Source organism: Microbacterium sp. GXF7504 (assembly GCF_054798235.1).
In genome coordinates this window covers 90,224-114,222 of record NZ_JBSJZI010000001.1, presented here as the reverse complement: position 1 = coordinate 114,222, position 23,999 = coordinate 90,224, and the positions used below count along the sequence as shown (strand labels likewise).

General features: G+C 72.2%; 23 protein-coding genes. 11 read left to right on the top strand and 12 right to left on the bottom strand.

Going from position 1 to position 23,999, the window contains the following annotated elements:
- Nucleotides 1-131 precede the first annotated feature (131 nt).
- The gene (locus ACWAUO_RS00555; protein ID WP_460772186.1) at nt 132-1,667 is read right to left on the bottom strand and encodes an MFS transporter; all 1,536 of its coding nucleotides are present in this window, start codon (nt 1,665-1,667) and stop codon (nt 132-134) included.
- Between the two features lie 65 nt (nt 1,668-1,732).
- On the opposite strand from ACWAUO_RS00555, the gene ACWAUO_RS00550 reads away from it, so the two are divergent.
- Nucleotides 1,733-2,179, top strand: coding sequence for a MarR family winged helix-turn-helix transcriptional regulator (locus ACWAUO_RS00550; protein WP_460772185.1), 447 nt, complete (start codon nt 1,733-1,735; stop codon nt 2,177-2,179).
- Between the two features lie 12 nt (nt 2,180-2,191).
- Here ACWAUO_RS00550 and ACWAUO_RS00545 read toward each other — a convergent pair whose 3' ends face one another.
- The 5 genes from ACWAUO_RS00545 to ACWAUO_RS00525 form a co-directional block, all read right to left on the bottom strand.
- A complete protein-coding gene (locus ACWAUO_RS00545; protein WP_460772183.1) occupies nt 2,192-3,925 on the bottom strand; it encodes a sensor histidine kinase in 1,734 nt (577 codons plus the stop codon).
- Between the two features lie 10 nt (nt 3,926-3,935).
- The gene (locus ACWAUO_RS00540; RefSeq protein WP_460772182.1) at nt 3,936-4,628 is read right to left on the bottom strand and encodes a response regulator transcription factor; all 693 of its coding nucleotides are present in this window, start codon (nt 4,626-4,628) and stop codon (nt 3,936-3,938) included.
- A 92-nt stretch (nt 4,629-4,720) separates the two neighbouring features.
- Entirely contained in the window at nt 4,721-6,382 is a 1,662-nt protein-coding gene (locus ACWAUO_RS00535) for a DNA repair helicase XPB (RefSeq protein ID WP_460772180.1), read from the bottom strand.
- A gap of 45 nt (nt 6,383-6,427) precedes the next feature.
- Nucleotides 6,428-8,128, bottom strand: coding sequence for a helicase-associated domain-containing protein (locus tag ACWAUO_RS00530; protein WP_460772178.1), 1,701 nt, complete (start codon nt 8,126-8,128; stop codon nt 6,428-6,430).
- 2 nt (nt 8,129-8,130) lie between these two features.
- Nucleotides 8,131-8,394, bottom strand: coding sequence for a multidrug ABC transporter ATPase (locus ACWAUO_RS00525; RefSeq protein ID WP_460772177.1), 264 nt, complete (start codon nt 8,392-8,394; stop codon nt 8,131-8,133).
- A gap of 109 nt (nt 8,395-8,503) precedes the next feature.
- On the opposite strand from ACWAUO_RS00525, the gene ACWAUO_RS00520 reads away from it, so the two are divergent.
- Both ACWAUO_RS00520 and ACWAUO_RS00515 read left to right on the top strand, forming a co-directional pair.
- A complete protein-coding gene (locus ACWAUO_RS00520) occupies nt 8,504-8,887 on the top strand; it encodes a cold-shock protein (protein ID WP_460773267.1) in 384 nt (127 codons plus the stop codon).
- Nucleotides 8,880-9,596, top strand: a complete 717-nt coding sequence (locus tag ACWAUO_RS00515; RefSeq protein ID WP_460772175.1) for a DUF3027 domain-containing protein — start codon at nt 8,880-8,882, stop codon at nt 9,594-9,596. Before ACWAUO_RS00520 ends, ACWAUO_RS00515 begins: the two co-directional genes overlap by 8 nt.
- A gap of 62 nt (nt 9,597-9,658) precedes the next feature.
- Here the strand turns inward: ACWAUO_RS00515 and serC are convergent, their stop codons facing one another.
- A complete protein-coding gene (gene serC, locus ACWAUO_RS00510; protein WP_460772174.1) occupies nt 9,659-10,771 on the bottom strand; it encodes a phosphoserine transaminase in 1,113 nt (370 codons plus the stop codon).
- Between the two features lie 132 nt (nt 10,772-10,903).
- On the opposite strand from serC, the gene ACWAUO_RS00505 reads away from it, so the two are divergent.
- The 3 genes from ACWAUO_RS00505 to ACWAUO_RS00495 all read left to right on the top strand — a co-directional run bounded on the left by ACWAUO_RS00505 (nt 10,904) and on the right by ACWAUO_RS00495 (nt 13,488).
- Nucleotides 10,904-11,599 carry a metal-dependent transcriptional regulator gene (locus ACWAUO_RS00505; RefSeq protein ID WP_460772172.1) on the top strand — a complete coding sequence of 232 codons (696 nt, stop codon included), beginning with the start codon at nt 10,904-10,906 and terminating at the stop codon, nt 11,597-11,599.
- Between the two features lie 253 nt (nt 11,600-11,852).
- Nucleotides 11,853-12,698 carry a M23 family metallopeptidase gene (locus ACWAUO_RS00500; protein WP_460772171.1) on the top strand — a complete coding sequence of 282 codons (846 nt, stop codon included), beginning with the start codon at nt 11,853-11,855 and terminating at the stop codon, nt 12,696-12,698.
- A 292-nt stretch (nt 12,699-12,990) separates the two neighbouring features.
- Complete coding sequence (locus tag ACWAUO_RS00495; RefSeq protein WP_460772169.1) at nt 12,991-13,488, top strand: HNH endonuclease; 498 nt, start codon at nt 12,991-12,993, stop codon at nt 13,486-13,488.
- Here the strand turns inward: ACWAUO_RS00495 and ACWAUO_RS00490 are convergent.
- Nucleotides 13,467-13,982: a MarR family winged helix-turn-helix transcriptional regulator gene (locus ACWAUO_RS00490; RefSeq protein WP_460772168.1), complete on the bottom strand. Its 516-nt coding sequence runs from the start codon at nt 13,980-13,982 to the stop codon at nt 13,467-13,469. The genes ACWAUO_RS00495 and ACWAUO_RS00490 overlap by 22 nt on opposite strands.
- A gap of 40 nt (nt 13,983-14,022) precedes the next feature.
- Here ACWAUO_RS00490 and ACWAUO_RS00485 point away from each other — a divergent pair, with 40 nt between their 5' ends.
- The 5 genes from ACWAUO_RS00485 (at nt 14,023) to ACWAUO_RS00465 (ending at nt 21,498) form a co-directional block, all read left to right on the top strand.
- Nucleotides 14,023-14,907, top strand: a complete 885-nt coding sequence (locus tag ACWAUO_RS00485; RefSeq protein WP_460772166.1) for an EamA family transporter — start codon at nt 14,023-14,025, stop codon at nt 14,905-14,907.
- A gap of 137 nt (nt 14,908-15,044) precedes the next feature.
- Nucleotides 15,045-15,605: a cysteine hydrolase family protein gene (locus tag ACWAUO_RS00480; protein ID WP_460772165.1), complete on the top strand. Its 561-nt coding sequence runs from the start codon at nt 15,045-15,047 to the stop codon at nt 15,603-15,605.
- 93 nt (nt 15,606-15,698) lie between these two features.
- Nucleotides 15,699-16,388, top strand: a complete 690-nt coding sequence (locus ACWAUO_RS00475) for a hypothetical protein (protein WP_460772164.1) — start codon at nt 15,699-15,701, stop codon at nt 16,386-16,388.
- Nucleotides 16,388-17,917 (top strand): DNA polymerase Y family protein, encoded by a 1,530-nt coding sequence (locus ACWAUO_RS00470; RefSeq protein WP_460772162.1) that lies wholly within the window; start codon nt 16,388-16,390, stop codon nt 17,915-17,917. The genes ACWAUO_RS00475 and ACWAUO_RS00470 overlap by 1 nt, the downstream gene beginning before the upstream one ends.
- A complete protein-coding gene (locus ACWAUO_RS00465) occupies nt 17,917-21,498 on the top strand; it encodes an error-prone DNA polymerase (protein WP_460772161.1) in 3,582 nt (1,193 codons plus the stop codon). Before ACWAUO_RS00470 ends, ACWAUO_RS00465 begins: the two co-directional genes overlap by 1 nt.
- 122 nt (nt 21,499-21,620) lie before the next feature.
- Here the strand turns inward: ACWAUO_RS00465 and ACWAUO_RS00460 are convergent, their stop codons facing one another.
- From ACWAUO_RS00460 to ACWAUO_RS00445, 4 genes are all read right to left on the bottom strand, one after another.
- Entirely contained in the window at nt 21,621-21,899 is a 279-nt protein-coding gene (locus tag ACWAUO_RS00460) for a HesB/IscA family protein (RefSeq protein ID WP_460772159.1), read from the bottom strand.
- Between the two features lie 211 nt (nt 21,900-22,110).
- A complete protein-coding gene (locus tag ACWAUO_RS00455; protein WP_460772158.1) occupies nt 22,111-22,860 on the bottom strand; it encodes a hypothetical protein in 750 nt (249 codons plus the stop codon).
- Nucleotides 22,857-23,291, bottom strand: a complete 435-nt coding sequence (locus tag ACWAUO_RS00450; protein WP_460772156.1) for a DUF6114 domain-containing protein — start codon at nt 23,289-23,291, stop codon at nt 22,857-22,859. The genes ACWAUO_RS00455 and ACWAUO_RS00450 overlap by 4 nt, the downstream gene beginning before the upstream one ends.
- Before the next feature lie 23 nt (nt 23,292-23,314).
- On the bottom strand, nt 23,315-23,908 hold the full coding sequence (locus ACWAUO_RS00445) for a DUF6230 family protein (RefSeq protein WP_460772155.1): 594 nt from the start codon (nt 23,906-23,908) through the stop codon (nt 23,315-23,317).
- Nucleotides 23,909-23,999 lie beyond the last annotated feature (91 nt).

Below are 23,999 nucleotides of genomic sequence, written 5' to 3'. Positions count from 1 at the left end.
CCGACCGCGGCGCCCGCCCCGCGGCATCCCGTCGTGGACAACGCACCCGGCACGGTCGTCCGGGGGAGGAACGGATGCACGAGGACCCGGCGACCGATGGCCGCCGGGTCCTCGCATGACGCGGTCGCGGGTCAGATGTGCCCGGCCTCGCCCTCCACGGTCTCGGTGAGCACGGTCGCCGTGTCGTGGTGCTTCGGTTCGCGGACCGCGGCCAGCACGAGCACGGCGACGGCCGCGCACAGCCCGGCGGCGACCCAGAGGCCGACGTGCATGCCGTCCACGAAGGCGGCGTTGACCCCCGGGAAGGCGTCGAAGACGACGCCGGCGGACGCCGCTTCCACGCTCTCCGCCGGCAGCGGCGTCGCCGCGACCGCCGGCACGACCTTCGCCGCGACGATCGCGGAGAGCACCGCGGTGCCGATCGCACCGCCGACCTGGATGCAGGTCGTCTGGAAGCCGCTCGCGACGCCGGCGAGGTGCACCGGCGACCCGCCGACGATGAGGTCGGCGCCGGAGGGGATCGCGAAGCCGGAACCGAAGGCGATGACGACGAACGGGACGGCCATGAGCCAGTAGGACGTGTCGACCGTGACGAAGGTCAGTGCGGCGAGGCCGACCGCCATGAGCGCGAGTCCCATCGCCGCGACCTTGCGCGGGCCGATCTTCGCGGTGAGGGCCGCGCCGATCGGGGCGGAGGGGATCGAGAACGCGCTCATCGGGAGCATCATGAGGCCTGCCATCGCGGTCGACCGGCCGAGCGAGTTCATGAGGAACAGGGTCAGCAGGAAGGTCACACCGAGGATCGCGAAGAAGTTCGCGATGAACACCATGCCGCCGACGCTCACGCCTGCGGAGCGGAAGAGCGTGAGCGGGATGAGCGGGGAGTCGACCTTGCCCTCGACCACGATGAACAGCGCCAGCAGCACGACCGCGGCCACGAAGACCCCGATCGTCGCGGCGCTGGCCCAGCCCCACACCTGTGCCTGCACGACCCCGAAGACGATGGCGAACAGCGCACCGGCGAGCAGCAGGATCCCCGTGACGTCCATGCGTCCGCCGTGCTCGCGTTCGGTCTCGCGGACGACGAGCGCGGTGATCACGACGCCGGCGATCGCGAACGGCACGTTGATGAAGAACACCCATTCCCAGCCGAGGGAACCGACGAGCAGCCCGCTGACGAGCGGGCCTCCCGCGATCGCCACGGAGGAGACGCCGCCCCAGATGCCGACGGCCATCCCGAACTTCTCCCGCGGGAACGTGGCGCGCAGGAGTGCGAGGGTCTGCGGCATGAGCAGGGCGGCGCTCACACCCTGCAGGATGCGGAAGACCAGGACCGCGGTCACGGTGCCGCTGAGGCCGATCGCGACGCTCGTCACACCGAAGAGCACGACGCCGACGACGTACAGCTTCTTGCGGCCGTACCGGTCTCCGAGCTTGCCCGCCGGGATGAGGCAGACGGCGAGGGCGAGCAGATACGTGTTGATGATCCACTGCAGTTCGCCGAAGGTGGCGCCGAGGTCGGCCTGGATCGCGGGGTTCGCGATGTGGACGACGGTGGAATCGAGCCCGACCATGAACAGGCCGAAGCAGACGGCGACGAGGGTGAGTCCCGGGCTTCCCTTCCGGCTGCGGCGGGCGGACGGGGGCGCGACGGTGTCCGTGGTCAACAGATCCTGCTTCCGTGAGTGCTAGTTATGATTATAGAATCATAACATCGACGTAGGATGGTGCCATGACGAGCACGAGTCGCCCCGGTCCCGTCGACCTCGCCCGGCTGGCCGACGTCGTGACCCACCTCGCCGGTCAGCTCGACATCCGTCATCCGGATCTGCGCGACGTGGTGCCGCTCACCGGCACCGAGGTCGCGGTGATCCGCGAGATCCACCGGCATCCGCATTCCACGCCGACCCAGATCGCCGAGGCGACCGGGCTGCAGCGCAGCAACGTCAGCACGGCGGTGCGGACGCTCGAAGCCGGGGGGCTCGTCGTGCGGGGGCGGGTGCCCGACAACGCGCGCTCGGTGACGCTCGCGCCGACGGCGAAGGCGGCCGAGCACGTCGCCCGCATCCACACCTACTGGGCGGAGCGCCTCGCGCAGGCGCCCGCCGAGGCGCTGGCGGATGCGGTGTCCGCCGTCGAGGCGCTGGCGGCCGTCAGCGACGCGCTCGGACGCGACTGAGCGGCGGACGCGCTACTCGGTGGCGGCCGACGCCGGGGCGTCGCCGGCGGACGTGACGGCGTCGTCGTCGGCGAGGGGGAAGGAGACCCGGAAGGTCGCACCGCCGCCCGGGGTGTCGCCCACGCGCACGTCGCCGTGCAGCGCGTCGACGAGCGAGGCGACGATCGACAGGCCGAGGCCCGACCCGCCCGTCTCCCGGGTGCGTGAGGTGTCGGCCCGCCAGAACCGCTGGAAGATCTGTTCACGGATCTGCTCGGGCACGCCCTCGCCGTGGTCGACGATCTCGATCCAGCCGACCTGCCGCTCCTCGTCGGTGCCCACGCGCAGTTCGATCGGGGCGTCCTCGGGGGAGTAGCGCTGGGCGTTGCCGAGGAGGTTCGCCACGACCTGGCGGACGCTGTTCTCGTCGGCGAGCACGATCGGCGGCCGAGAGGGCAGGGCGAACGGGGCGGTGAGGGTCGGCACCTCACCCGTCAGGCCGCTCTGGTCCGCGCGGGGCTTGCGGCGCAGGCGCGAGGCGAGGTTGATCGCCGCGGTCGGCACCGGGCCGCGGCGGCGCGCGGTCGTCGGGGTGGGCTGCGTCGCGGGCAGCTCGATCGGTGGGGTCTGCACGACCGTGCGGTCGCCGCTCACGTCGACGACCGTGACCCGGCGCTGCGGCGAGGAGGCGCGGACGTCCATCGCCGCATCCCTGGCGATGGGGCGCAGGTCGACCGGCACCGGCACGATGCCCCGGCGCTCGTCCAGCCGCGCGAGCGCCAGGAGGTCCTCGACCATGGTGGTCATCCGGATCGCCTCCTTCTCGATGCGCTCCATCGCCTGCCCGGTGGCGTCCGCATCCGGGATCGCGCCCATCCGGTACAGCTCGGCGTAGCCGCGGACCGTGACGAGCGGGGTGCGCAGCTCGTGGCTCGCGTCGCCGATGAACCGGCGCATCTGACGCACCGTGGCGTCGCGCTGCGACAGCGACGCGTCGATGCGGCCGAGCATCGCGTTGATCGCGCGTTTCAGGCGGCCGACCTCGGTCGTCTCCGGTTCGAGGTCGGTGAGGCGGAGGCTGAAGTCGCCGCCCGCGATCGCGTCCGCGGTGCGCTCCACCTGGGTGAGGCTGCGGAAGGTGAGCGTGACGACCCAGCGCACGAGCACGGCGGCGGCGATCACGACGACCAGCGCGAGCAGCGTGTAGATGCCGAGGTAGGTGGCCACGACCCGTTCGGTCTCGGCGGTGGGGATCGCCACCACCTGCGTGAAGAACGGGTTGCCGTCGAACTGCGTGACGATCGCCATCGCCCGGTACGACCCGGCCGGGGCGCCGTCCAGGTCGAAGGGCTCGAGCTGGTGGGTGTACGCGTAGTCGAGCGGGAACGAGCGCGGGAAGACCGCGACGGTGTCGCTCGCCTCACCGCCGGCGGTGAGCACCAGCATCCCGGATGCGTCGTAGACCGCGACCTCGTAGTCGGTGGGGGCGACGTCCTCACGCGGGGTGAACACGAGCCCGTCGGCGGTCACCTCGGTCTCCAGCAGCGCGGTGGCGGCGACGTTGCCCTGCGTCAGCGGGGTGAGCGTCGTGTCCAGGTTCGCCAGCAGCGCCGTCCGCAGGAACAGCATGGTGCCGAGTCCGGTGGCGAACAGCCCCACCACGAGCACGCCGACCGTGACCCCGGTGACCTTGGCGCGCAGGCTGACGCTGCGCCACCAGCGGGTCAACCCGTCGGGTGAGGCGTGGCGCGGCTGCGGCTCGGGCATGCGAGGCGGCTCAGGCGGACTTGCCCGCCTTCAGCATGTAGCCGAAGCCGCGCTTGGTCTGGATGAGCGACTCCGAGGCGTGCGGGTCGATCTTGCGACGCAGGTAGGAGATGTAGCTCTCCACGATGCCGGCGTCGCCGTTGAAGTCGTACTCCCACACGTGGTCGAGGATCTGCGCCTTGCTGAGCACCCGGTTGGGGTTGAGCATGAGGTAGCGCAGCAGCTTGAACTCGGTGGGGCTGAGTTCGATCTGCGTGTCGCCGACGAACACGTCGTGGGTGTCCTGGTCCATCGTCAGTTCGCCGGTGCGGATGACGGAGTCCTCGTCGGCCTGCATCGTGCGGCGGAGGATCGCCTGGATGCGGGCGACGATCTCGTCCAGTGAGAACGGCTTGGTCACATAGTCGTCGCCACCGGCGTTCAGGCCCGTGATCTTGTCCTCGGTGTCGTCCTTCGCGGTGAGGAAGAGGATCGGGGCGGTGTATCCGGCCTCGCGGAGCCGCTTGGTGACGCTGAACCCGTTCATGTCGGGCAGCATCACGTCGAGGAGGATGAGGTCGGGCTCCTCCTCGAGGACGGCGGAGATGGTCTGGGCGCCGTTGGAGACGGCGCGCACCTGGAAGCCGGCGAACTTCAGGCTCGTGATGAGCAGGTCGCGGATGTTCGGCTCGTCGTCCACGACGAGAATGCGCGGTGCGGTCATAGGGCCATTATGGTGACCGTTCCCATGGGATGGCTGCATGCGGCGGGTACGCGCGTCGCGAACGGCTGCGTGGGGCGGGTTCCGGGGCCGTGTCAGGACACCGGCGCGACGAGGTCGTCGGCGTCCAGGATCGTGTAGCTGTAGCCCTGCTCGGCGAGGAAGCGCTGGCGGTTCTGCGCGAAGTCCTGGTCCACCGTGTCGCGGGCGATGAGCGTGTAGAAGCTCGCGGTGTGCCCGTTCGTCTTCGGTCGCAGCAGCCGCCCCAGGCGCTGCGCCTCCTCCTGCCGCGAGCCGAACGACCCCGAGACCTGGATGGCGACGGATGCCTCCGGGAGATCGACCGAGAAGTTCGCCACCTTCGACACGACGAGCAGCGGCACGGTGCCGTCGCGGAACGCCTGGTACAGCTGCTCACGCTCGTCGACCGGGGTCGCGCCGGTGATCTTCGGGGCGCCGAGGGCGTCCGCCAGCGTGTCGATCTGGTCGAGGTACTGGCCGATGACGAGGATCTGCTCGCCCGCGTGGCGGGCGGCGAGGGCACGGACGACGTCGATCTTCGCGGGTGCGGTCGCGGCGAGGCGGTAGCGCTCCTCGTCGGCGGCGGCCGCGTATTCGAGCCGTTCGTCGGCGGGGAGGTCGACGCGCACCTCGTAGCACGCGGCGGGGGAGATGAAGCCCTGCGCCTCGATCTCCTTCCACGGCGCGTCGAACCGCTTCGGCCCGATGAGGCTGAACACGTCGCCCTCGCGACCGTCCTCGCGCACGAGGGTGGCGGTGAGCCCGAGACGCCGGCGGGCCTGCAGATCGGCGGTGAGCTTGAACACCGGGGCCGGGAGCAGGTGCACCTCGTCGTAGACCACGAGGCCCCAGTCGAGGGCGTCGAGGAGCGCCAGGTGCGCGTAGGCGCCCTTCCGCTTCGCGGTGAGGATCTGGTAGGTCGCGATCGTGACCGGCTTGACCTCCTTCACCTGGCCCGAGTACTCGCCGATCTCCTCGGGCGTGAGCGTCGTGCGCTTGAGGAGCTCGTCGCGCCACTGCCGGGCGCTCACTGCATTGGTCACGAGGATGAGCGTGGTGGTCTTCGTGTCGGCCATGGCGGCGGCGCCCACGAGGGTCTTGCCGGCGCCGCAGGGGAGCACGACGACGCCGGAGCCGCCGTCGGTGAAGATGTCGACGGCCTTGCGCTGGTACGGCCGCAGCTGCCAGCCGTCCTCGTCGAGGTCGATCGGATGCGGGGTGCCGGGCGTGTAGCCGGCGATGTCCTCCGCGGGCCAGCCGAGCTTCAGCAGCTCCTGCTTGATCTGCCCGCGTGCCCACGCGTCGACGACGAACGTGTCGGGCGTCGGGTGCGCGACGAGCAGGGGCTGGATGCGCTTGTTCGCGGCGACCTGGGTGAGGACGGCCCGGTCGCTGGAGCGCAGGATGAGCGCCTTCTCGTCGTCGCCGTACGGTCCGCGTTCGATGACCAGGCGGCCGTAACGCGACACGGTCTCGCGGATGTCGGTGGAGACGGATGCCGGCACGGGGAACCGCGACCAGCGGTCGAGCGTGCCGAGCATGTCCTCTGCGTCGTGTCCGGCGGCGCGCGCGTTCCAGAGGCCGAGCCGGGTGATCCGGTAGGTGTGGATGTGCTCGGGGGCGCGTTCGAGCTCAGCGAACACGGCGAGTTCGTGGCGGGCGTTCTCGGCGTCGGGGTGGGCGACTTCGAGCAGGACCGTGCGATCGCTCTGGACGATCAGGGGGCCGTCTGACATAACCGCCGAGTCTACCGTCCGCAGCACGGGGTGGGTCCGGGTCGGTCAGACCGGACGGGCGCTCTCGATGCTCGACAACGGCAGCGTGCGTTCGACGTCCGCGCCGCGGTCACGGCCGCGCAGGCGCCCGCCGCCGAGCCCGGTGGCCTCGAGCTGGAAGGTCCGAGCGGTGCCGTCGGGGAGCCGCACGGTCACCTCCACGACCGCACGCGTCTTCACCGCCTGCTCCAGTTCGCGCTCGAGCCACGCGCCCTCGGCGTCGGGGCCCTGGTGCGCACGCAGCTCGGCGATGAGCGGGGCGTAGCGCTCCAGCGCGGTGGGCGCCGCATCCGCCGCGCTCGTGCCGTGCCGGCGGAGGGCGTGCGGATCGCCGTCGTGGTCGACCGCGATGACGGGGTAGCGGGCGTCGAAGAGGCTCCAGTAGACGGCGTCCCGGGACGCGCGCGAGACGAGGCGGTCGCCGTGCGCGACGAGACCGACGGCGCGGAGCGCCTGGTCGACCGCGACGGTGGCGAGCAGGTCGGGGTCGTCGCCGTCCACGACCGTGTTGCCGGTCTCCGGGTCGACGCCCACCCGCAGGCCGCCGTGCCGTGCGGCGGCGCGGTCGATGAGGTAGGCGAGCGGCTGCGGGATGCCGGTCAGCGACACCTCGCCGAGGAATCCGCGGAGCGACTCGGCGGTCTCGCCCGTCGCCACCGCGGCGGCGAGCGACTCGGCGCTGAACCGGTAGGTCGACGCCTGCGCGCGGCTCTCGCGCACCGCCATCGTGCGCAGACGCTGTTCGATGACGGGCAGCAGCGGCCCCGGCGCGATCGCGGTGAGGTCCGCCTGCAGGTAGATCCGGTCGATCTCGGCCGGGAGGTGGGGAGCGAGCGCGGCGAGCTCGAACGACCCCGTCGTGCGCAGGCGGGCGCTCCAGGGCGGCTCCGTGCGGCCGGCGGCGAGCACGCCGAGGCGCTCGGCGCGGGTGAGCAGCCGCGCCGCGGTCTGGGGCCAGCCGGCGTCGAGCGGGTACGCGTCGGCCCACGCCGACGGTGGGAGCACCCCCGCGTCGGGGGTCCGCAGCCCCGGCCGGAGCGCCGCGACGAACGCGTCCGCCACCGTGGCCCACCGTTCCGGCGTCGGCAGCGCGACCCAGTGCTCGGCGGTGGCCGTGGCGTGCCAGGCCCGGTCGAGGTCGCGGACGAGACCCGCGTCAGCGGCGATCGCCAGCAGGTCCTCCAGCTCCTCGGCGTCGGCCACCGCGCCGGCCTCCACCAGGCGGCGTCGGTCGGCCACGCCCACCGTGCCCGCGCCCGTGCGTGCGATCGGGGTGACCAGGGTCCACAGCAGCAGGTCGGTGAGCGAGGCGACCGCGGTGAACGCGTGCTCGGCGGCGGCCGCGACGGCGGCGTCGTCGGCGGGCCGGGGGTCGTCGGTCGGTGCGGCGTGGGGGAGGTCGGCGGTGAGCTCGCGCACCCGGGCGTTCACGGCGGCGAACCCGTCGCCGTCGGGATGCCGCAGCATCCGTTCGAGCAGGCCCGGGTCGTCACGGCCGTCCACCAGCGCGGTCAGCAGCGGCCGCGGGAGGCCGATCAGCGCCCGGTCGACGGAGGCCGGGGCGAGGAGCGCCTCGGCGACGTCGAAGAAGTCGTGCCAGGGGGCGTCGGGGGAGACCCCGCGGAGGGTCAGGACGTGTGCCAGTGCGGCATCGTCCAGGCGCGCAAGTGCCCCCGCCAGCGACCGTTCGTCCGAGGAGGCGACCACGCTCAGCGGGCTCGGTTCGCCCGGCCCCTCCGCACGAAGGCCCGGATGATGACCGTCAGCATCATCGCGAAGGCCAGCAGCGGGGCGAAGTAGACGACGATGCTCACGGCGGGCCATGCCCCCGCGCCGAAATCGGCGCCGGCGGTGGAGCCGATCATGATCGCGAAGAAGCAGCCGACGGACAGCACCAGCAGGCCCAGCGACATCGTCGCGAGGATGCGGTCCAGTCGCTGGATTGGCACGTCGCCGTCGCTCGTCTTGCTCATCCGTTCCAGCCTACCGCCTCGACGGGAGCGACTAGGCTGGTGACGGGGTCGATCCGCCCCGATTCCGTCGCGCCCGCGCCCCGCGGGCCAACGATTCAGTGAGGTGTCCATGCCCACCGGCAAGGTCAGGTTCTACGACGAAGAGAAGGGCTTCGGCTTCATCACCACCGATGACGGCCAGGACGTCTTCCTCCACGCCACCGCGCTCCCCGCCGGCGTCACGTCGCTCCGGCCCGGCACCCGTCTCGAGTTCGGGGTCGCCGACGGCAAGCGAGGCCTCCAGGCGCTCTCGGTCCGCGTGCTCGAGGCGCCGGTCAGCCTCGCGAAGCGCTCCCGCAAGCCCGCCGACGACATGGCGGTCATCGTCGAGGACCTCGTGAAGCTCCTCGACAACGTCGGCGGCGACCTGCGTCGCGGGCGGTACCCCTCGAGCGGCCACGCGAAGAAGGTCGCCGCGGTGCTGCGGAAGGTCGCGGACGAGCTCGATGCCTGATCCCGATGCCGTGAACGACGCGCCTGCGGTCGACGAGCCGGTCGACGCGGCCCCCGAGGCCGTGCCGGCGCCCCCCGCCGACGCGCAGCTCGTCGCCGCCCACGACCTGGCGCTCGCCGGGTTGAAGGAGATCACCCCGGAGTCCACGATCGGCCCGGCCGCCGGGTACACCGTGGAGCCCGACGGGGTGGTGTCGTTGCGGTTCGAGAACCGTCTCGCCGGCTATCCCGGCTGGTACTGGACCGTCAGCGTGGCGCGCGTCGAGGGCGAGGAGCCCACTGTGCTCGAGGCGGAACTGCTGCCGGGCGAGTCGGCCCTGCTCGCACCCGAGTGGGTGCCGTGGGCCGTGCGGCTCGCCGAATACCGCGCGCAGCAGGCCGCGGCGGCCGCCGCGCAGGCGGAGGGCGGCGAGGACGCGGACGACGACGCGGACGACGACGCAGACGATGATGCCGGTCTCGACGACGACCTGGACGACGTCGACGACCTCGACGCCGCGGACTTCGACACCGACGGCTCGCCGATCCTGCACGCCGGCGACGTCGACGGGGTCGACATCGACGAACTCGACGAGGACGCCGACGACTCGGACGACGAGGACGCCGACGACGACGAGGACGACGAGGACGACGACGACGAGGACGACGAGGACGTGGACGACGACGAGGACTCGGACGACGAGCCCGACGGAGACGACGCCGAGGACTGACCTCGCACGGGAAAGGGCCCGCCCGCACCGTCCGGTGCCGGCGGGCCCTTCGTCATGTGGGCTCAGATGTGCTCGAGCGTGTAGTCGATGCAGCGGATGAGCTGTCGCACGTCGTCGGGGTCGATCGAGACGAACGTCGCGATCCGCAGCTGGTTGCGGCCGAGCTTGCGGTACGGCTCGGTGTCGACGATGCCGTTCTGACGCAGGCTCGCGGCGACCGCGGCGGCGTCGACGGACTCGTCGAAGTCGATCGTGACCACGACGGGGGAGCGGTCGGCGGCGTTCGCCACGAACGGGGTCGCGACCGCGGACGCCTCGGCCCACTCGTACAGCGCGTTCGACGATTCGGCGGTGCGGGCGCCGGCCCACGCGAGGCCGCCGTGCTCGAGGATCCAGCCGAGCTGCTCGTCGAGGAGCACCAGGGTGCCGACCGCCGGGGTGTTCAGCGTCTGCTGCAGACGCGAGTTGTCGAGCGCGTTCTTCAGACTGAGGAAGTCGGGGATGTAGCGGCCGGATGCGGCGACCCGCTCGATCCGCTCGATCGCGGCGGGCGAGACCGCAGCGAACCACAGGCCGCCGTCCGAGCCGAGGTTCTTCTGCGGCGCGAAGTAGTACACGTCGGCCTCGGCGACCGAGAAGTCGATGCCGCCCGCGGCGCTCGTCGCGTCGATGACGGTGAGGGCGCCCTCGTCGCCGTGCACGCGGGAGATCGCGGTCGCGACACCGGTGGAGGTCTCGTTGTGGGGCCACGCGTAGACGTCGACGCCCTCGACCGGGTCGGCGGCGATGCTGGAGCCCGGCTCGGCCTTGCGCACGTCGGGCGCCTCGAGCCACGGGGCGGCGGCGGCCTTGGCGAACTTGCCGCCGAACTCGCCGTAGACGAGGTTCTGCGCGCGGCGCTCGATGAGCCCGAACGCGGCAGCATCCCAGAACGCGGTCGAGCCGCCGTTGCCGACGATGATCTCGTAGCCGTCCGGGAGGCGGAACAGGTCCGCGAGTCGCGAGCGCACGCTGCCCACGAGGTTCTTGACCGGCTTCTGCCGGTGCGACGTGCCCAGCAGCGTCGCGCCGGACTCGGCCAGCGCGCGCACCTGCTCGGGACGGATCTTGGACGGGCCGCATCCGAACCGTCCGTCAGCGGGCAGGAGCTCAGTGGGAAGCACGACGTGGGGCATAGGGATGATTCTAGGGCGACCCGCCGGGCGCCCCCATCGCCCGGAGGGGGCCGCGGGGCCGGGCACCGCCTCGGTCCGTCACACGTTGGATAGGCTGGACCGACACTCCCGAAATCTCGCCCGAGGACCGCCATGACCGATCTCATCGACACCACCGAGATGTACCTGCGCACCATCCTCGAGCTCGAGGAGGAGAACATCACCCCCCTGCGCGCGCGGATCTCCGAGCGCCTCGGCCACTCCGGCCCCACCGTCTCGCAGACCGTCGGCCGCATGGAACGCGACGGTCTCGTGGTCGTCTCGGACGACCGCACCCTCGAACTCACCGACGCGGGCCGGCAGAAGGCCGTCGACGTCATGCGCAAGCACCGGCTCGCGGAGCGGCTGCTCAGCGACGTCATCGGCCTGGACTGGGCGTACGTGCACGAGGAGGCGTGCCGGTGGGAGCACGTCATGAGCGAGCAGGTGGAGCGCCGGCTCGTGGAGCTGCTCGGGCACCCGACGGAATCGCCGTACGGCAACCCGATCCCCGGGCTCGACCAGCTGGGCGACCTGCCGTCCACGACCTTCGATGAGGGCGTGGTCGGCCTTGTCCGCCACCTCGACGCGGTCGGGGGCCCCACGACCGGGGTGATCCGCCGGCTCGCCGAGCCCGCGCAGGTCGACCCCGAGCTGCTGCAGCAGCTGCGTGCAGCGGGGGTCGTGCCCGGCGCGACCGGCACGTTCCAGTACAGCGAGGGGTACGTGCTGGTGCAGATGGACGGCGTCGAGGAGGGACTCGAGCTGCCCGTCGAGGTCGCCGCGCACATCTTCCTCGTCGCGGCCTGAGCGCGCCGCATCCGTTCCTCCCCACCTCCGAAAGGCTGGATGTGGCCTGTGGAGGAATGTGACTTATTCGTTACCTTCGGGTAGCCTGGTCCGGTCCACAGGTGAAAGCCCGCCGAAGGACCCCGTCCGGATTGCCTTTCAGGCTCGTCGTCCGGAACGGTGCCGACACCGCACATCGTGCCCCGAACACCGAGTGCTGACGAGCCAGCGCGATCACCGCGCGGAGGCGCCGGAGGACATTTTGGCTGAACACGTGGATGCGGAACCCCGCGAGCCCGACGAGGCTGCGACCCCCACGCCCGCCCGACGCGGACTGCGTCAGGCGACCCGCTCGAAGACCCGTCCCGCGCGCACGCCGCGCGGTCCCCGCACGTTCGACGCGAAGAAGCCGCTGCGCAGCGTCGTGGTGCTCGCGATGGTCGGCGGTCTCGTCGCCACCGTCGCGCTCCCCGCCTACGCCGCCTGGAACCCCGAGGGCGACGTGCCCACGATCGAGCAGGTCGCCGCCGACAACGCGCAGTCGCTCGTCGTGGCGTCCGACGTCGTCACCACCGACCTCTCGCGCAGCAGCTACGCGGCGACCACCGCGGAAGAAGTGGCCACCAAGAAGGCCGCCGAGGCCGCGGCCGCCCGCGCCGCGCAGATCGCGCGCTCCAGCGGCGGCGGGGGAGCCGTGCTCTCCTCCGTCGACCTCAGCCTCGTCGCCCCCGGCAGCGGCCAGGTGCGCTGGCCGCTCGACATGTCCGCCATCAAGATCGGTCGCGGCATCAGCGGCTCCCACGACGGCGTCGACCTGCTCGGCGCGGCCAACACCCCGGAGTTCGCCGCTGCCGCCGGCACCGTGCGCGTCGCGAGCTGGTTCGGCGGGTACGGCAACGGTGTGGTCATCGACCACGTCATCAACGGCGTGACCGTCTCCACCCTGTACGGCCACATGAACCAGATCCTCGTCTCGCCCGGGCAGACCGTGTCCGCCGGGCAGATCATCGGCCTCATGGGCAGCACGGGTCGCTCGACCGCGAACCACCTCCACTTCGAGGTGCGTGTCAACGGCGGTCTCGTCGACCCGATGGCCTGGCTCTACTCCAACGCCGGCTGACGCGACACACGTCGCGTCCCCTCGCTGCATCCCGGGCGTGTCCCGGTGGGTTACTCTGTGTCTCGACGCCCGAGAGACACGGAGGTCGCCGATGAACGGCATTCCACGCACCCGAACCACGGGTGCGATCGGACTGCCCGGACACCGGCATCATGAGAGCGGATGCCACGGGATCGCCGTGCGTCCGAGGCGCTGTCTGTAGACAGCGCCTTTTTTCATGTCCTCTCCGCTCGAGCGCCGCTGGAAATCGAAGAACCGCGAAGCCGTCCCGGCCATTCGAGAGGACATGGACATGCGCACTCTGGTGCTGAACGCGGGCTACGAGCCCCTGGCCGTCGTCTCCTTCAAGCGAGCGCTCGTGCTCGTGATGAACGAGAAGGCGACGATCATCGAACGCGTCGAGGGTGAACCCGTGCGGGCGAGTCGTGAGACCTACGACCGGCCCGCCGTCATCATCCTCACCCGCTACGTGCGTGTGCCGATGTCGCACCACGTGCCCGTCACCCGGCGCGGCGTGCTGCGCCGCGACGCGCACCGGTGCGGCTACTGCGGCAAACCCGCCGCCACGATCGACCACGTGCTGCCCCGCTCGCGCGGCGGCAGGGACACATGGGAGAACCTCGTGGCCTGCTGCCTCCGGTGCAACAACCTCAAGAGCGACCGGACGCCCCAGGAGATGGGGTGGACCCTGCGGCTCGTGCCCGGCATGCCGCGCGGATCGCACTGGATGGTGCGCGGGGCGGAACGGGCCGATCCCTGCTGGGAGCCCTACCTGGCACTCGCGGCCTGATCGTCCTCGAGGAGAGCCAGCCAGCGTCGGAGGATCGGCTCCAGCGCCGCGGCGTCGTGTTCGCCGAGCTCGTCGAGCAGCCGGCGCTCGTTCGCCATGTGCGCGGTGAAGGCCTCGTCGATGAGTTCGCCGCCCGCATCCGTCAGCCGGATCATGCGGCGGCGGCCGTCCTCCGGGGTGCCCAGGCGCTCCACGAGGCCGCGGGCGACCAGCCGGTCGACGCGCTTGGTCAGTCCGCCGCTGGTGACCATCGTGTGCGCCGCGAGCTCACCGGCCGGGAGGCTCCGTCCCGGGCTGCGGCGGAGCGAGGCGAGCAGGTCGAACTCGGGTTCGGTCAGGCCGTGGGCGGCGTAGACGGTGGTGAGCTCCGCGGTGAGGGCCATCGCGACCCGGTGGAGGCGCCCGATGACGCCCTGCGGCGACGGGTCGAGGTCGGGGCGCGCCGTGCGCCACTCCTCCTGGATGCGGTCGACGCGGTCGGGGTGATCGGTCATGGGGTCGAGGATATCTTCCTCGTAAGCTAAAGTGCTTTCCGTGGAAGATAAATGGTTTCGGTGGGCGCTCGTCACCGCGATCGCCCCGGTGGCGTGGGGGAGCACGTACTTCGTGACGCGGCAGGTGCTGCCGCCGGACGCCGCCCTCTGGGGCGGGGTCATCCGATGCCTTCCCGCCGGCCTGCTCGTGCTGCTGCTCGTGCGGAAGCTCCCGCGGGGCTCGTGGTGGTGGCGCTCGCTCGTGCTCGGCTCGCTCACCGTTGGCGGCCTGAACGTGCTCGTCTACATCGTCGCGCAGCGACTGCCCACGAGTCTCGCCGCGACGCTCATGTCCACGTCGGCCGCGGCGATGCTGCTGCTCAGCTGGCTCCTGCTGCGGCAGCGGCCGCGGCTCGCCGCCGTGCTCGGCGCGCTCGTGGGCATCGTCGGCGTCGTCGTGATGATGGGCCCCGGCGCCGGGCCAGTCGACCCGTGGGGGATCGTGGCCTCGATCGGCGCGATGCTGTCGTCCTCGCTCGGGTTCGTGCTCACCGCCAAGTGGGGGGCCGAGGTGCCGCCGCTGTCGATGACGGCATGGCAGCTCATCGCCGGCTCCCTCGTCGTGCTGCCGTTCGCCGTGGTCTTCGAGGGGGCGCCGCCCGTGCTCGACGGACCCGCCATCGCCGGGTTCGCCTACGTCATCCTCATCGCGACCGCGCTCGCCTACGCCGCCTGGTTCGCGGGGCTCTCCCGGCTCCCGGGTTCGGTCGTCGGCATCGTGGGGCTCCTCAACCCCGTGACCGGCGTGGTGCTCGGCGTGTTCCTCGCGGGGGAGGCGTTCGGCCCGGCGCAGGCGATCGGCCTCGTGCTCGTGCTCGGCGGCGTCGTGCTCGGGGTGCTCCGGCCGCGGGCGCGGGCGACGGGGGTCGCCTCCGAACCGGGCTGATCGGCCGTCGGCTGTTCAGAACTCAGGACCGTTGTGGCGCATGCCCGGTTCTGCCGCATGTCCGCGGCGGCGACGATGGAATGTCCTGAGTTCTGCACATCGCCCCGGCGGCGCCCGTGCCGTGATGGGATGGCATCGTGACCAGAGCCCTCATCGTGATCGACATGCAGCGCGGCTTCGACGACCTCGACTTCTGGGGGCCGACCGCGAACCCCGACTGCGAACGCAACGTCGCCGCGCTCCTGGCCGCCTGGGCGCGCACCGGCGAGCCGGTCGTCGTCGTGCGGCACGACTCGCGCTCGCCGGAGTCGCCGCTGCATCCGGATGCGGCGGGCAACGCCCTCGTCGACCCGGTCGCGGCGGTCGAACCGGCGCTGTTCGTCCGCAAGCACGTGAACTCCGCCTTCTACGGCGACGTCGACCTGCACGCCTGGCTGGGCGAGCAGGGGATCCGCGAGCTCGTGCTCTGCGGCATCCAGACGAACATGTGCGTCGAGACCACCGCCCGGATGGCGGGGAACCTCGGCTACGACACGACCGTGGTGATCGACGCCACGCGCACCTTCGACCTCGTGGGCGAGCTGCCCGGCGTGGGCGAGGTGCGCCGCAGCGCCGAGGAGCTCATGCGCACCACCGCGCTCGTCCTCGCGGAGGGCGGGTTCGCCCGCGTCGCGACGACCGCATCCCTCGTGGGCTGACCGCGGCGACGGGCTCCGACGTGGATGTCGGAGGTCGAGCATATCTTCGACTCTGACATTGAAGGCACAGAACATGCGTTCTAACCTGTCGGAGTGAGGGCGATCGTGCGGAGTGATGCTGCGGCCGAGGTCCGTCGGCTGCGCGCGCAGCTCGAGCGGGTGCAGGGGCGGCGGCTCGACGCGCCGCTGCTGCCGACCCCGCCCGCCCTCGGCGACCTCCTGCCGGGCGGCGGGCTGCGGGCCGGTGCCGCCTATTCGCTCGCGCCGTCGTCGACGCTCCTGCTGTCGCTGTTCGCGCCGCCGACGAAGGCCGGATCGTGGTGCGCCGCGGTCGGCATGCCCGAACTGGGGGCGGAGGCGGCGGCCGGGCTCGGGGTGGTGCTCGACCGGCTCGTGCTCGTGCCGCATCCCGGTCCCCGGTGGCTCGCGGTGGCCGCCACCCTCGCCGAGGTGATGACGATCGTCGCGGTGCGTCCGCAGGGGCGCGTGTCGGATGCCGACGCGTCACGGTTGCAGGCCCGGCTGCGCGACCGCGGTGCGGCGCTGCTGGTGCAGGGGCAGTGGCCGCAGGCGGAGGCGGCGTTCGAGATCGCCGATCCGCGCTGGACCGGCCTCGGGCAGGGGCACGGCTACCTCGCCGGGCGTGAGGTCACCGTCACGGTGCACTCCCGGCGCAGCCCCGTCCCGCGCCGGGCACGGATGCTGCTGCCCGACCAGGCCGGGGCGGTCACGCAGGTGCCGACCCGGACCGCGCCGCCGATGCCGCTGCGGGCGGTGGGCTGATGTCCGCGCCGCGCAGCATCGTCGTGTGGGTGCCGGACTGGCCCGTCGTCGCCCTCGAACGTGCCGGCGAGGTGCCGGCTGGTGAACCGGTCGCGGTGGTCGGGAACAACGTCGTCATGGCGTGCTCGGCCGCCGCCCGGGCCGACGGCGTGCGCCGCGGGCAGCGCAGGCGTGACGCGCAGGCACGCTGCGCCCGGATGCGGATCGTCGCCGCCGACGAGGACCGCGACCACCGCATGTTCGCGCCGCTGGTCGCCGCGGTCGAGCAGCGGGCACCGCACGTGCAGATCGTGCGGGCGGGACTGTGCGCGCTGCGCGCCCGCGGCCCCGCCCGGTTCTACGGCGGCGAGGAGACCGCGGCCGAGGTGCTGAGCGACGGGCTGACCGAGCTCGGGGTGGCGGATGTGCGGGTGGGGATCGCCGACGGTCCGTTCGCCGCCGAGCAGGCCGCGCGGGCGACCGCCCCCGACCGGCCGGTGCACGTGGTGCCACCGGGCGAGACCGCGGCCTTCCTCGCGCCGCTGCCGGTGACCGTGCTCGACGACCCCTCCCTCGCGCACCTGCTGGCCCGGCTCGGCGTGCACACCCTGGGCAGGTTCGCCGAGATGCCGTCCGAGCGGGTGCAGGAGCGGCTCGGCCCGCACGGGATGCGGCTGCACGGCCTCGCCGCCGGACGCGACGGCAGCGACCTGCGGCCGCGCACGCCCCCGCCCGAACTCGACCGGGAGGTGTGGTTCGACCCGCCGGTGGAACTCGCCGAGCAGGTGGCGTTCGGGCTGCGCGTGGTCGCGGAGGAGTTCATCGCCCGGCTCGACGCCCTGCGCCTGGTGTGCACCGAGCTGCGGGTGGAGCTCGAGACGGAGCGGCACGAGCACAGCGAACGGGTGTGGCTGCATCCGGGCACCTTCGACGCCGCCGCGGTGGTCGACCGGGTGCGGTGGCAGCTCGCGGAATCGCCCATGCTCTCCAGCGGCGTGTCGCGGGTGCGGATCGCGCCCGAGGCGGTGGACGCCGCATCCGGGCACGTGCCGACCCTGTTCGGCGGCGGCGGCGAGGAGAAGGTGCACCATGCGCTCTCGCGGGTGCAGGCGATGCTCGGGCACCGGGAGGTGCTCACTCCGGCGGTCGGCGGCGGACGCTGGCTCGAGGAACGGCAGGTGCTCGTACCGTGGGGCGACCGCCTGGTGCGCGAGCGCGACCCCGACCGGCCGTGGCCCGGGTCGTTGCCGGCGCCGCTGCCGGCGACCGTGTTCGCGCGGACTCCGGCGGTCGCGGTCCGCGACGCGCACGGCGATCCGGTCGTCGTCGACGCCCGGGGCACGCTCACCGCCCCGCCCGCGCGGCTCCTCGCCGAGGGGCACGACCGCGGTGTGCTGTCGTGGGCGGGTCCGTGGCCGGTGGCGGAGCGGGAATGGGATGCGGCGCGTCGCCGGGTGGCGCACCGGTTCCAGGTGGTCGACGACCACCAGTGCGCGTGGCTCCTCGTGTGCGAGGACGGCCGCTGGAGCGCCGAGGCGAGGTACGACTAATGGGCTTCAACAACCCCTCCGTGTCGTGGTCGGAGCTCGAACGGGCGCTCAGCGCGACCCGGCGGCCCGCGACGCCGGCTGCCGACGGCGGCGACGGCCCGGCGTTCTCGGCCCACCGCGGCCCCTACCTGGGGGCGCCGATCGAGCGCCCCGTCGACGCGGTGCCCTACGCCGAACTGCACGCGCACACGTCCTACTCGTTCCTCGACGGCGCCTCCTCGCCGGAGGAGCTCGTCGAGGAGGCGGAGCGGCTGGGCCTGCACGCGCTCGCCGTCACCGACCACGACGGCTTCTACGGCATCGTCCGCATGGCGGAGGCGGCGGAGCGTCGGCGGCTGAAGACCGTGTTCGGCGCCGAGTTGTCGCTCGGCCTCCCGGCGCCGCAGAAGGGCGAACCCGACCCCGCCGGCACGCACCTGGTCGTGCTCGCGCGGCAGGAGGAGGGGTATCACCGGCTCGCCGGCGCCCTCACCCGGGCGCAGCTGCGCGGGGCCGAGAAGGGCAGGCCCCTGTACGACCTGCGCGAGCTCGCCGAGCAGGCCGACGGGCACTGGGCGGTGCTCACCGGCTGCCGCAAGGGCGCGGTGCGGCAGGCGCTCGCCGCATCCGGGCCGCAGGCCGCGGGGGAGCAGCTCGACCTGCTCGTCGACCTCTTCGGCCCGGATGCGGTGCAGGTGGAACTGTTCGACCACGGCGGCCCGGCCGACAGCCGCGACAACGACGTGCTCGCCGCGCTCGCCGCCAAGCGGGGCCTGCCCGTCGTCGCCACCGGCAACGTCCACTACGCGGTGCCGGAGAAACGGGTGCTCGCCGCGGCGATCGCCGCCGTGCGCGCCACCCGCAGCATGGACGAGCTCGACGGGTGGCTGCCCGCGCACGGCGGGGCGTTCCTCCGGTCTGGGGCCGAGATGACCGCCCGGTTCACCCGCTACCCGGGCGCCGTGCCCCGCACGGTCGAGCTCGCCGACGAACTCGCGTTCCCGCTCCGGCGCGCCAAACCGGCGCTGCCGAAGCAGCGCGTGCCGGACGGGCACACCCCCATGTCGTACCTGCGGGAGCTCGTCTGGCGGGGCGCGGCCGAACGCTACCCCGACATGCCCGAGGGCCACCGCGCGCGGATCGCGAGGGAGCTCGACGTCATCGAGCAGAAGGACTTCCCCGGCTACTTCCTCATCGTGCACGACATCGTCGCCGAGGCCCGTCGCTGCGGCATCCTCTGCCAGGGCCGCGGCTCGGCCGCATCCAGCGCCGTCTGCTACGTGCTGGGCATCACCGCCGTCGACGCCATCCGGTTCAACCTGCCGTTCGAACGGTTCCTCTCGAGCATGCGCGAGGAGGAGCCCGACATCGACGTGGACTTCGACTCGGACCGCCGCGAGGAGATCATCCAGTGGGTGTACGCGACCTACGGGCGGGAGCGGGCGGCGCAGGTCGCGAACGTGATCCAGTACCGGCCGAAGAACGCCGTGCGCGACATGGCGCGGGCGCTCGGCTTCTCGCCCGGCCAGCAGGACGCCTGGTCGAAGCAGGTCGAGCGGTGGGGCGCGCTCACCGAGTCCGCCGAGGGGCACGACATCCCCGATCAGGTCATCGCGTACGCCACCGAGCTGCTGAAGGCGCCGCGGCACCTCGGCATCCACTCCGGCGGCATGGTGCTCACCGACCGGCCGGTGGGCGAGGTGGTGCCGATCGAGCACGCCCGCATGCCGGGGCGCACCGTCATCCAGTGGGACAAGGACGACGCCGCCTGGATGGGACTCGTGAAGTTCGACCTGCTCGGGCTCGGGATGCTGGCCGCGCTGCAGCACTGCTTCGACATGATCCGCGAGTCGACGGGGGAGGAGTGGGACCTCGCGAGCATGCCGAAGGAGGAGCCCGGCGTCTACGACATGCTGTGCCGGGCGGATGCGGTGGGTGTCTTCCAGGTGGAGTCCCGCGCGCAGATGGGCCTGCTGCCGAGGCTGCAGCCGCGGGCGTTCTACGACCTCGCGATCGAGATCGCGCTCATCCGGCCGGGGCCGATCCAGGGCGGCGCGGTGCACCCGTTCGTGCGCCGCAAGATGGGGCAGGAACCGGTGACCTATCCGCATCCGAAGCTCGTGCCGGTGCTCGAGCGCACGCTCGGGGTGCCGGTGTTCCAGGAACAGCTCATGCAGATGGCCGTCGCGATCGGCAACTGCTCGGCCGAGGAGGCCGACGTGCTGCGCCGGGCGATGGGCTCGAAGCGGGGCCTCGAGCGCATCGAGTCGGTGCGCGAACAGCTGTACCGGGGTATGGCCGAGAACGGACTCGACCAGGAGCAGTCCGACGCGATCTACGCGAAGATCCAGGCGTTCGCGAACTTCGGGTTCGCCGAGTCGCACTCGCTGTCGTTCGCGCTGCTCGTCTACGCCAGTTCCTGGCTCAAGCTGCACTACCCGGCCGCCTTCCTCGCCGGGCTGCTGCGGGCGCAGCCGATGGGGTTCTACTCGCCGGCGACCCTCGCCGCCGATGCCCGCCGCCACGGGGTGCAGGTGCGGCGCCCCCACCTGCAGTGCTCCGGCGTGCAGGCGGTCCTCGAACCGGTCGACGTGGTGCCCGCCGCGCCCGCGTCCGCACCCGTACCCTCACCCGCGCCAGATCAGGTGATTCGGCGAGATCAGGAAGCCCCGACCTTCGAACAGCCTGTTCTCGCCGAATCACCTGCTTCGGATGCTTCGGATGCTTCGGATGCTTCGGATGCTTCGGATGCTTCGGATGCTTCGGATGCGGCGGATGCCGGTGCACGGCGCCCGCCCACCGGCCTGGACTCCTGTCTCGACCCGGAGCAGCCACATCCGGGGCTGTTCGACCGGCAGGCGCCCGACCGGAGCGCCGAGCACCGGCGCGACGGCGCGTTCGCGGTGCGACTGGGGCTCGGGCAGATCACCGGCATCGGCGACGAGGTCGCCGCCCGGATCGTCGCCGAGCGGACGGCGAACGGCCCCTACCGCGACATGCGCGACCTGGTGCGCCGCACCGACCTGAACGTGACGCAGCTGGAGGCGCTGGCCACGGCAGGGGCGTTCGACTGCTTCGGCCTCAGCAGGCGGGAGGCGATCTGGCTCGCCGGCGCCGCCGCGGAGGACCGGGCGCAGTACCTGCCCGACTCGCTCGCGTTCGTGCAGCCGCCGCTGTTCGGCGACCAGTCCGCGTACGACGTGCTCGCCGCCGACCTGTGGGCGACCGGCATCAGCACCGACGACCACCCGCTCACGCACTACCGGTCGGCGCTCGACGCCCGCGGGGTGCTGACCTCGCGCGAGATGCACGCCGGCGAATCGGGCCGCCGCATCGAGGTGGCAGGCCTCGTGACCCACCGGCAGCGGCCGGCGACCGCATCCGGGATCACATTCCTCAACCTCGAGGACGAGCACGGTCTCGTGAACGTCATCTGCTCGGTCGGGGTGTGGAACCGCTACCGCCGGGTCGCGCGGGACGCGCCCGCGCTCATCGTGCGGGGGATGCTGGAGCGCACCGCCGAGGGGGTCGCGAACCTCGTCGCGGACGGGTTCGAAGACCTGCGGGTCGGGGTGCAGCACCGGTCCCGCGACTTCCGCTGACCGGGCCGGCGCACACGCGACCGGGCCGTGCCTACTCGCGATGGGGTCGGCCCACGTGCGCCCCGGGCCCGGACATGCGTGTGGCCCGGAGCGGATCCACCCCGGGCCACATCGTCAGGTCGTCAGGCGACGACGCCGAGCGCGAAGCGCACCGAGCCGTCGGCACCCATCTCCGCGTCGAGCACCCGGTCGCTGAGGGCCGTGGTGGCGACCTCGTCGACGAACACGCGTGCGCCGTCGGTCTCCACGACCGTGTCGGTGGGTTCCGGCTCCTGCACGAGGGCGAGCTCGAAACCGGTCTGGGGGCCGGTGTCGCGGATGCGAAGGCCGGCGCCGACGACAGGGATCTGTGCCGTGATGGTCTTGACCGCAGTGGCCGCGTTCTCCGTCAGTGTGAGCATTGGTGCTCTCCTTCCATCGATGGTGCGGAGTCGGCCACGATTCCGAGAATCGCGGCGTGATGCAACCGCATCCGTGCCGTTGCCAGGGAACTCCCACCTGCCGTCCCGTCCGCGCCCCCACCGGTCGACTTGCCTCAGATGTACGCCGCGCACGGGGTGCCGCGTACATCTGAGGCAACTCGACCCGGAGGGAGGGGAGGGGGATGGGGTGTCACTCCACCATGCGCTGGTCGGTGTTCGAGTAGGTGATGCTGTCGGCGGTCGCGCCGACGAGGCCGAACGTGACGCGCAGGAGGGTCGGCTCGATGCCGTCCTTCGGGGGTGGGGTGTCCGCGCCGAGGGTGAGCGACTGTCCGCCCGCGGTGGTCGCGGTGAGCGAGTTGAGGTACACCGAGACGTCGCCCGACAGCGTCATCCGGTCGGCGGTGGTCACCAGTCCCGGGGCGTCGAAGTGTCCGACCGTCAGGGCGAAGCCGTCGACCGTGATGGTCTCGGCCGAGATCTTCAGCGCCGTCGCCTCGGATCCGTCGGCGAGCGGCACCTTCACCAGGCTGATGCCCTTGAGTCCCGTGAACGACAGCGACTCGGAGCCCATCTGCGCGGGCGGCTGGGTGAAGACCGGTGCCGTGTCGTCGGCGACGGCTTCGGCCGGCTCGCCCTCCTCCGGCGGTGCGTCCTCCGCCGGCGGCGTGTCCGCGCCGGGTTCGTCGCCGTCCGCATCACTGGCGGTGTCGTCGCCCGGGTCCTCGGCCGACGGTGCGTCGGTCGCCGTGGCACTCGGTGTGGGCGCGGGCGTCTGCTTCCCCCATTCGTCGCACTCCCAGATCTTCGGGATGGGCACGCACCACCACGCGGCGGTCGTCGCGGACATCGACGCCGGTGCCGCCGCGGCACCCGACAGCGCGGATGCGGAAAGCACCGCCGCCGCCACGACCGCCCCTGCACGGGCGAACCGGATCATGCCCGCTCCTCGGGCGGTGCGCCGTCCGCGTCCGGCGTCTCGGCGGTGGGAGCGGCGTCCTTCGGCATCCACGACACCGCGATGACGCCGCCGACGGCGGCGAGCAGCATCCCGACGACGAAGCCGCCGAGGTTCACCCCGATGAGTGAGTACAGCCCGACGGCGAGGGCGAGGACGCCGTAGAAGATGCGGTGCGCAGGCATCGCGATGATGAGCACGCCGAGCAGCACGAGCGCGAGCGGGATGATGGTCGCCTGCAGGCCCTCGATGCCCAGCTGGATGTGCAGCTCGCCGACGTCGAGCTGACTCGAGGCGAACACCTCCAGCCCGGCCAGGATGATGAGCAGGCCCCCCACGAACGGGCGCCGGCGTCGCCAGGCACGGAACCGCGCGCGTCGCCCGGTGGCGGATGCGCGGTGTCGTGCCGTCATGGCGGTCCGCCTCGTCGCAGCGGTCAGAAGCATGTCTGTCCGTCCGTGAGCTCCAGCGACATCCCGGCGAGGTTGAACACCCCCGCCTGCGTGCTCCAGGCGGTCTGCTGCAGGTTCGTGATCCGCACGGTGTCGGCGTCCTGCGCGAAGTCGCCGGCGTCGCCCTTCGCCTCGGTGTTCACGGTCGAGGCGTCCACGCCGATGCGGATGTTGCTGAACGACGAGTCGCCGCGCAGGCCCGTCATGCCCAGCTGCAGGTCGGTCGCGGTGACGGGGGTCTCGCCGCCGCCGGCCTTGATGAGCACGCCGACGGTGCCGAGCGGGGTCTCGGTGACGACCGACTGGCACAGGTCGACGAGGGTCGCGTCCTTGATGTTGGCGATCGCGACCGCGTGCTCGCCGCCCGCCGTGTCCTGCGTGACCCCGCCGTACTGCGAGAACCCGGTGCCGTCGAGGCTCGCCGCGCTGATCTGGAACTGGCTGCCGGAGACGGCGAACGACACCGGGACGGAGCCCTGCGCGACGCCGCCCATGAGGCATGCGGCGACCACGCCGACGGGCACGGCGGCCAGCGTGACGCGGCCGGCGCGGGAACGGGTGAGGGTACGGATCTTCATCAATCCTCCGGGGGTGAGGGACGGCCACGATGCCGTCGCCCTTCGAGGCTAAGCAGTGTTGACAGTCGGTCAATAGGGCATGAGAGGAGTC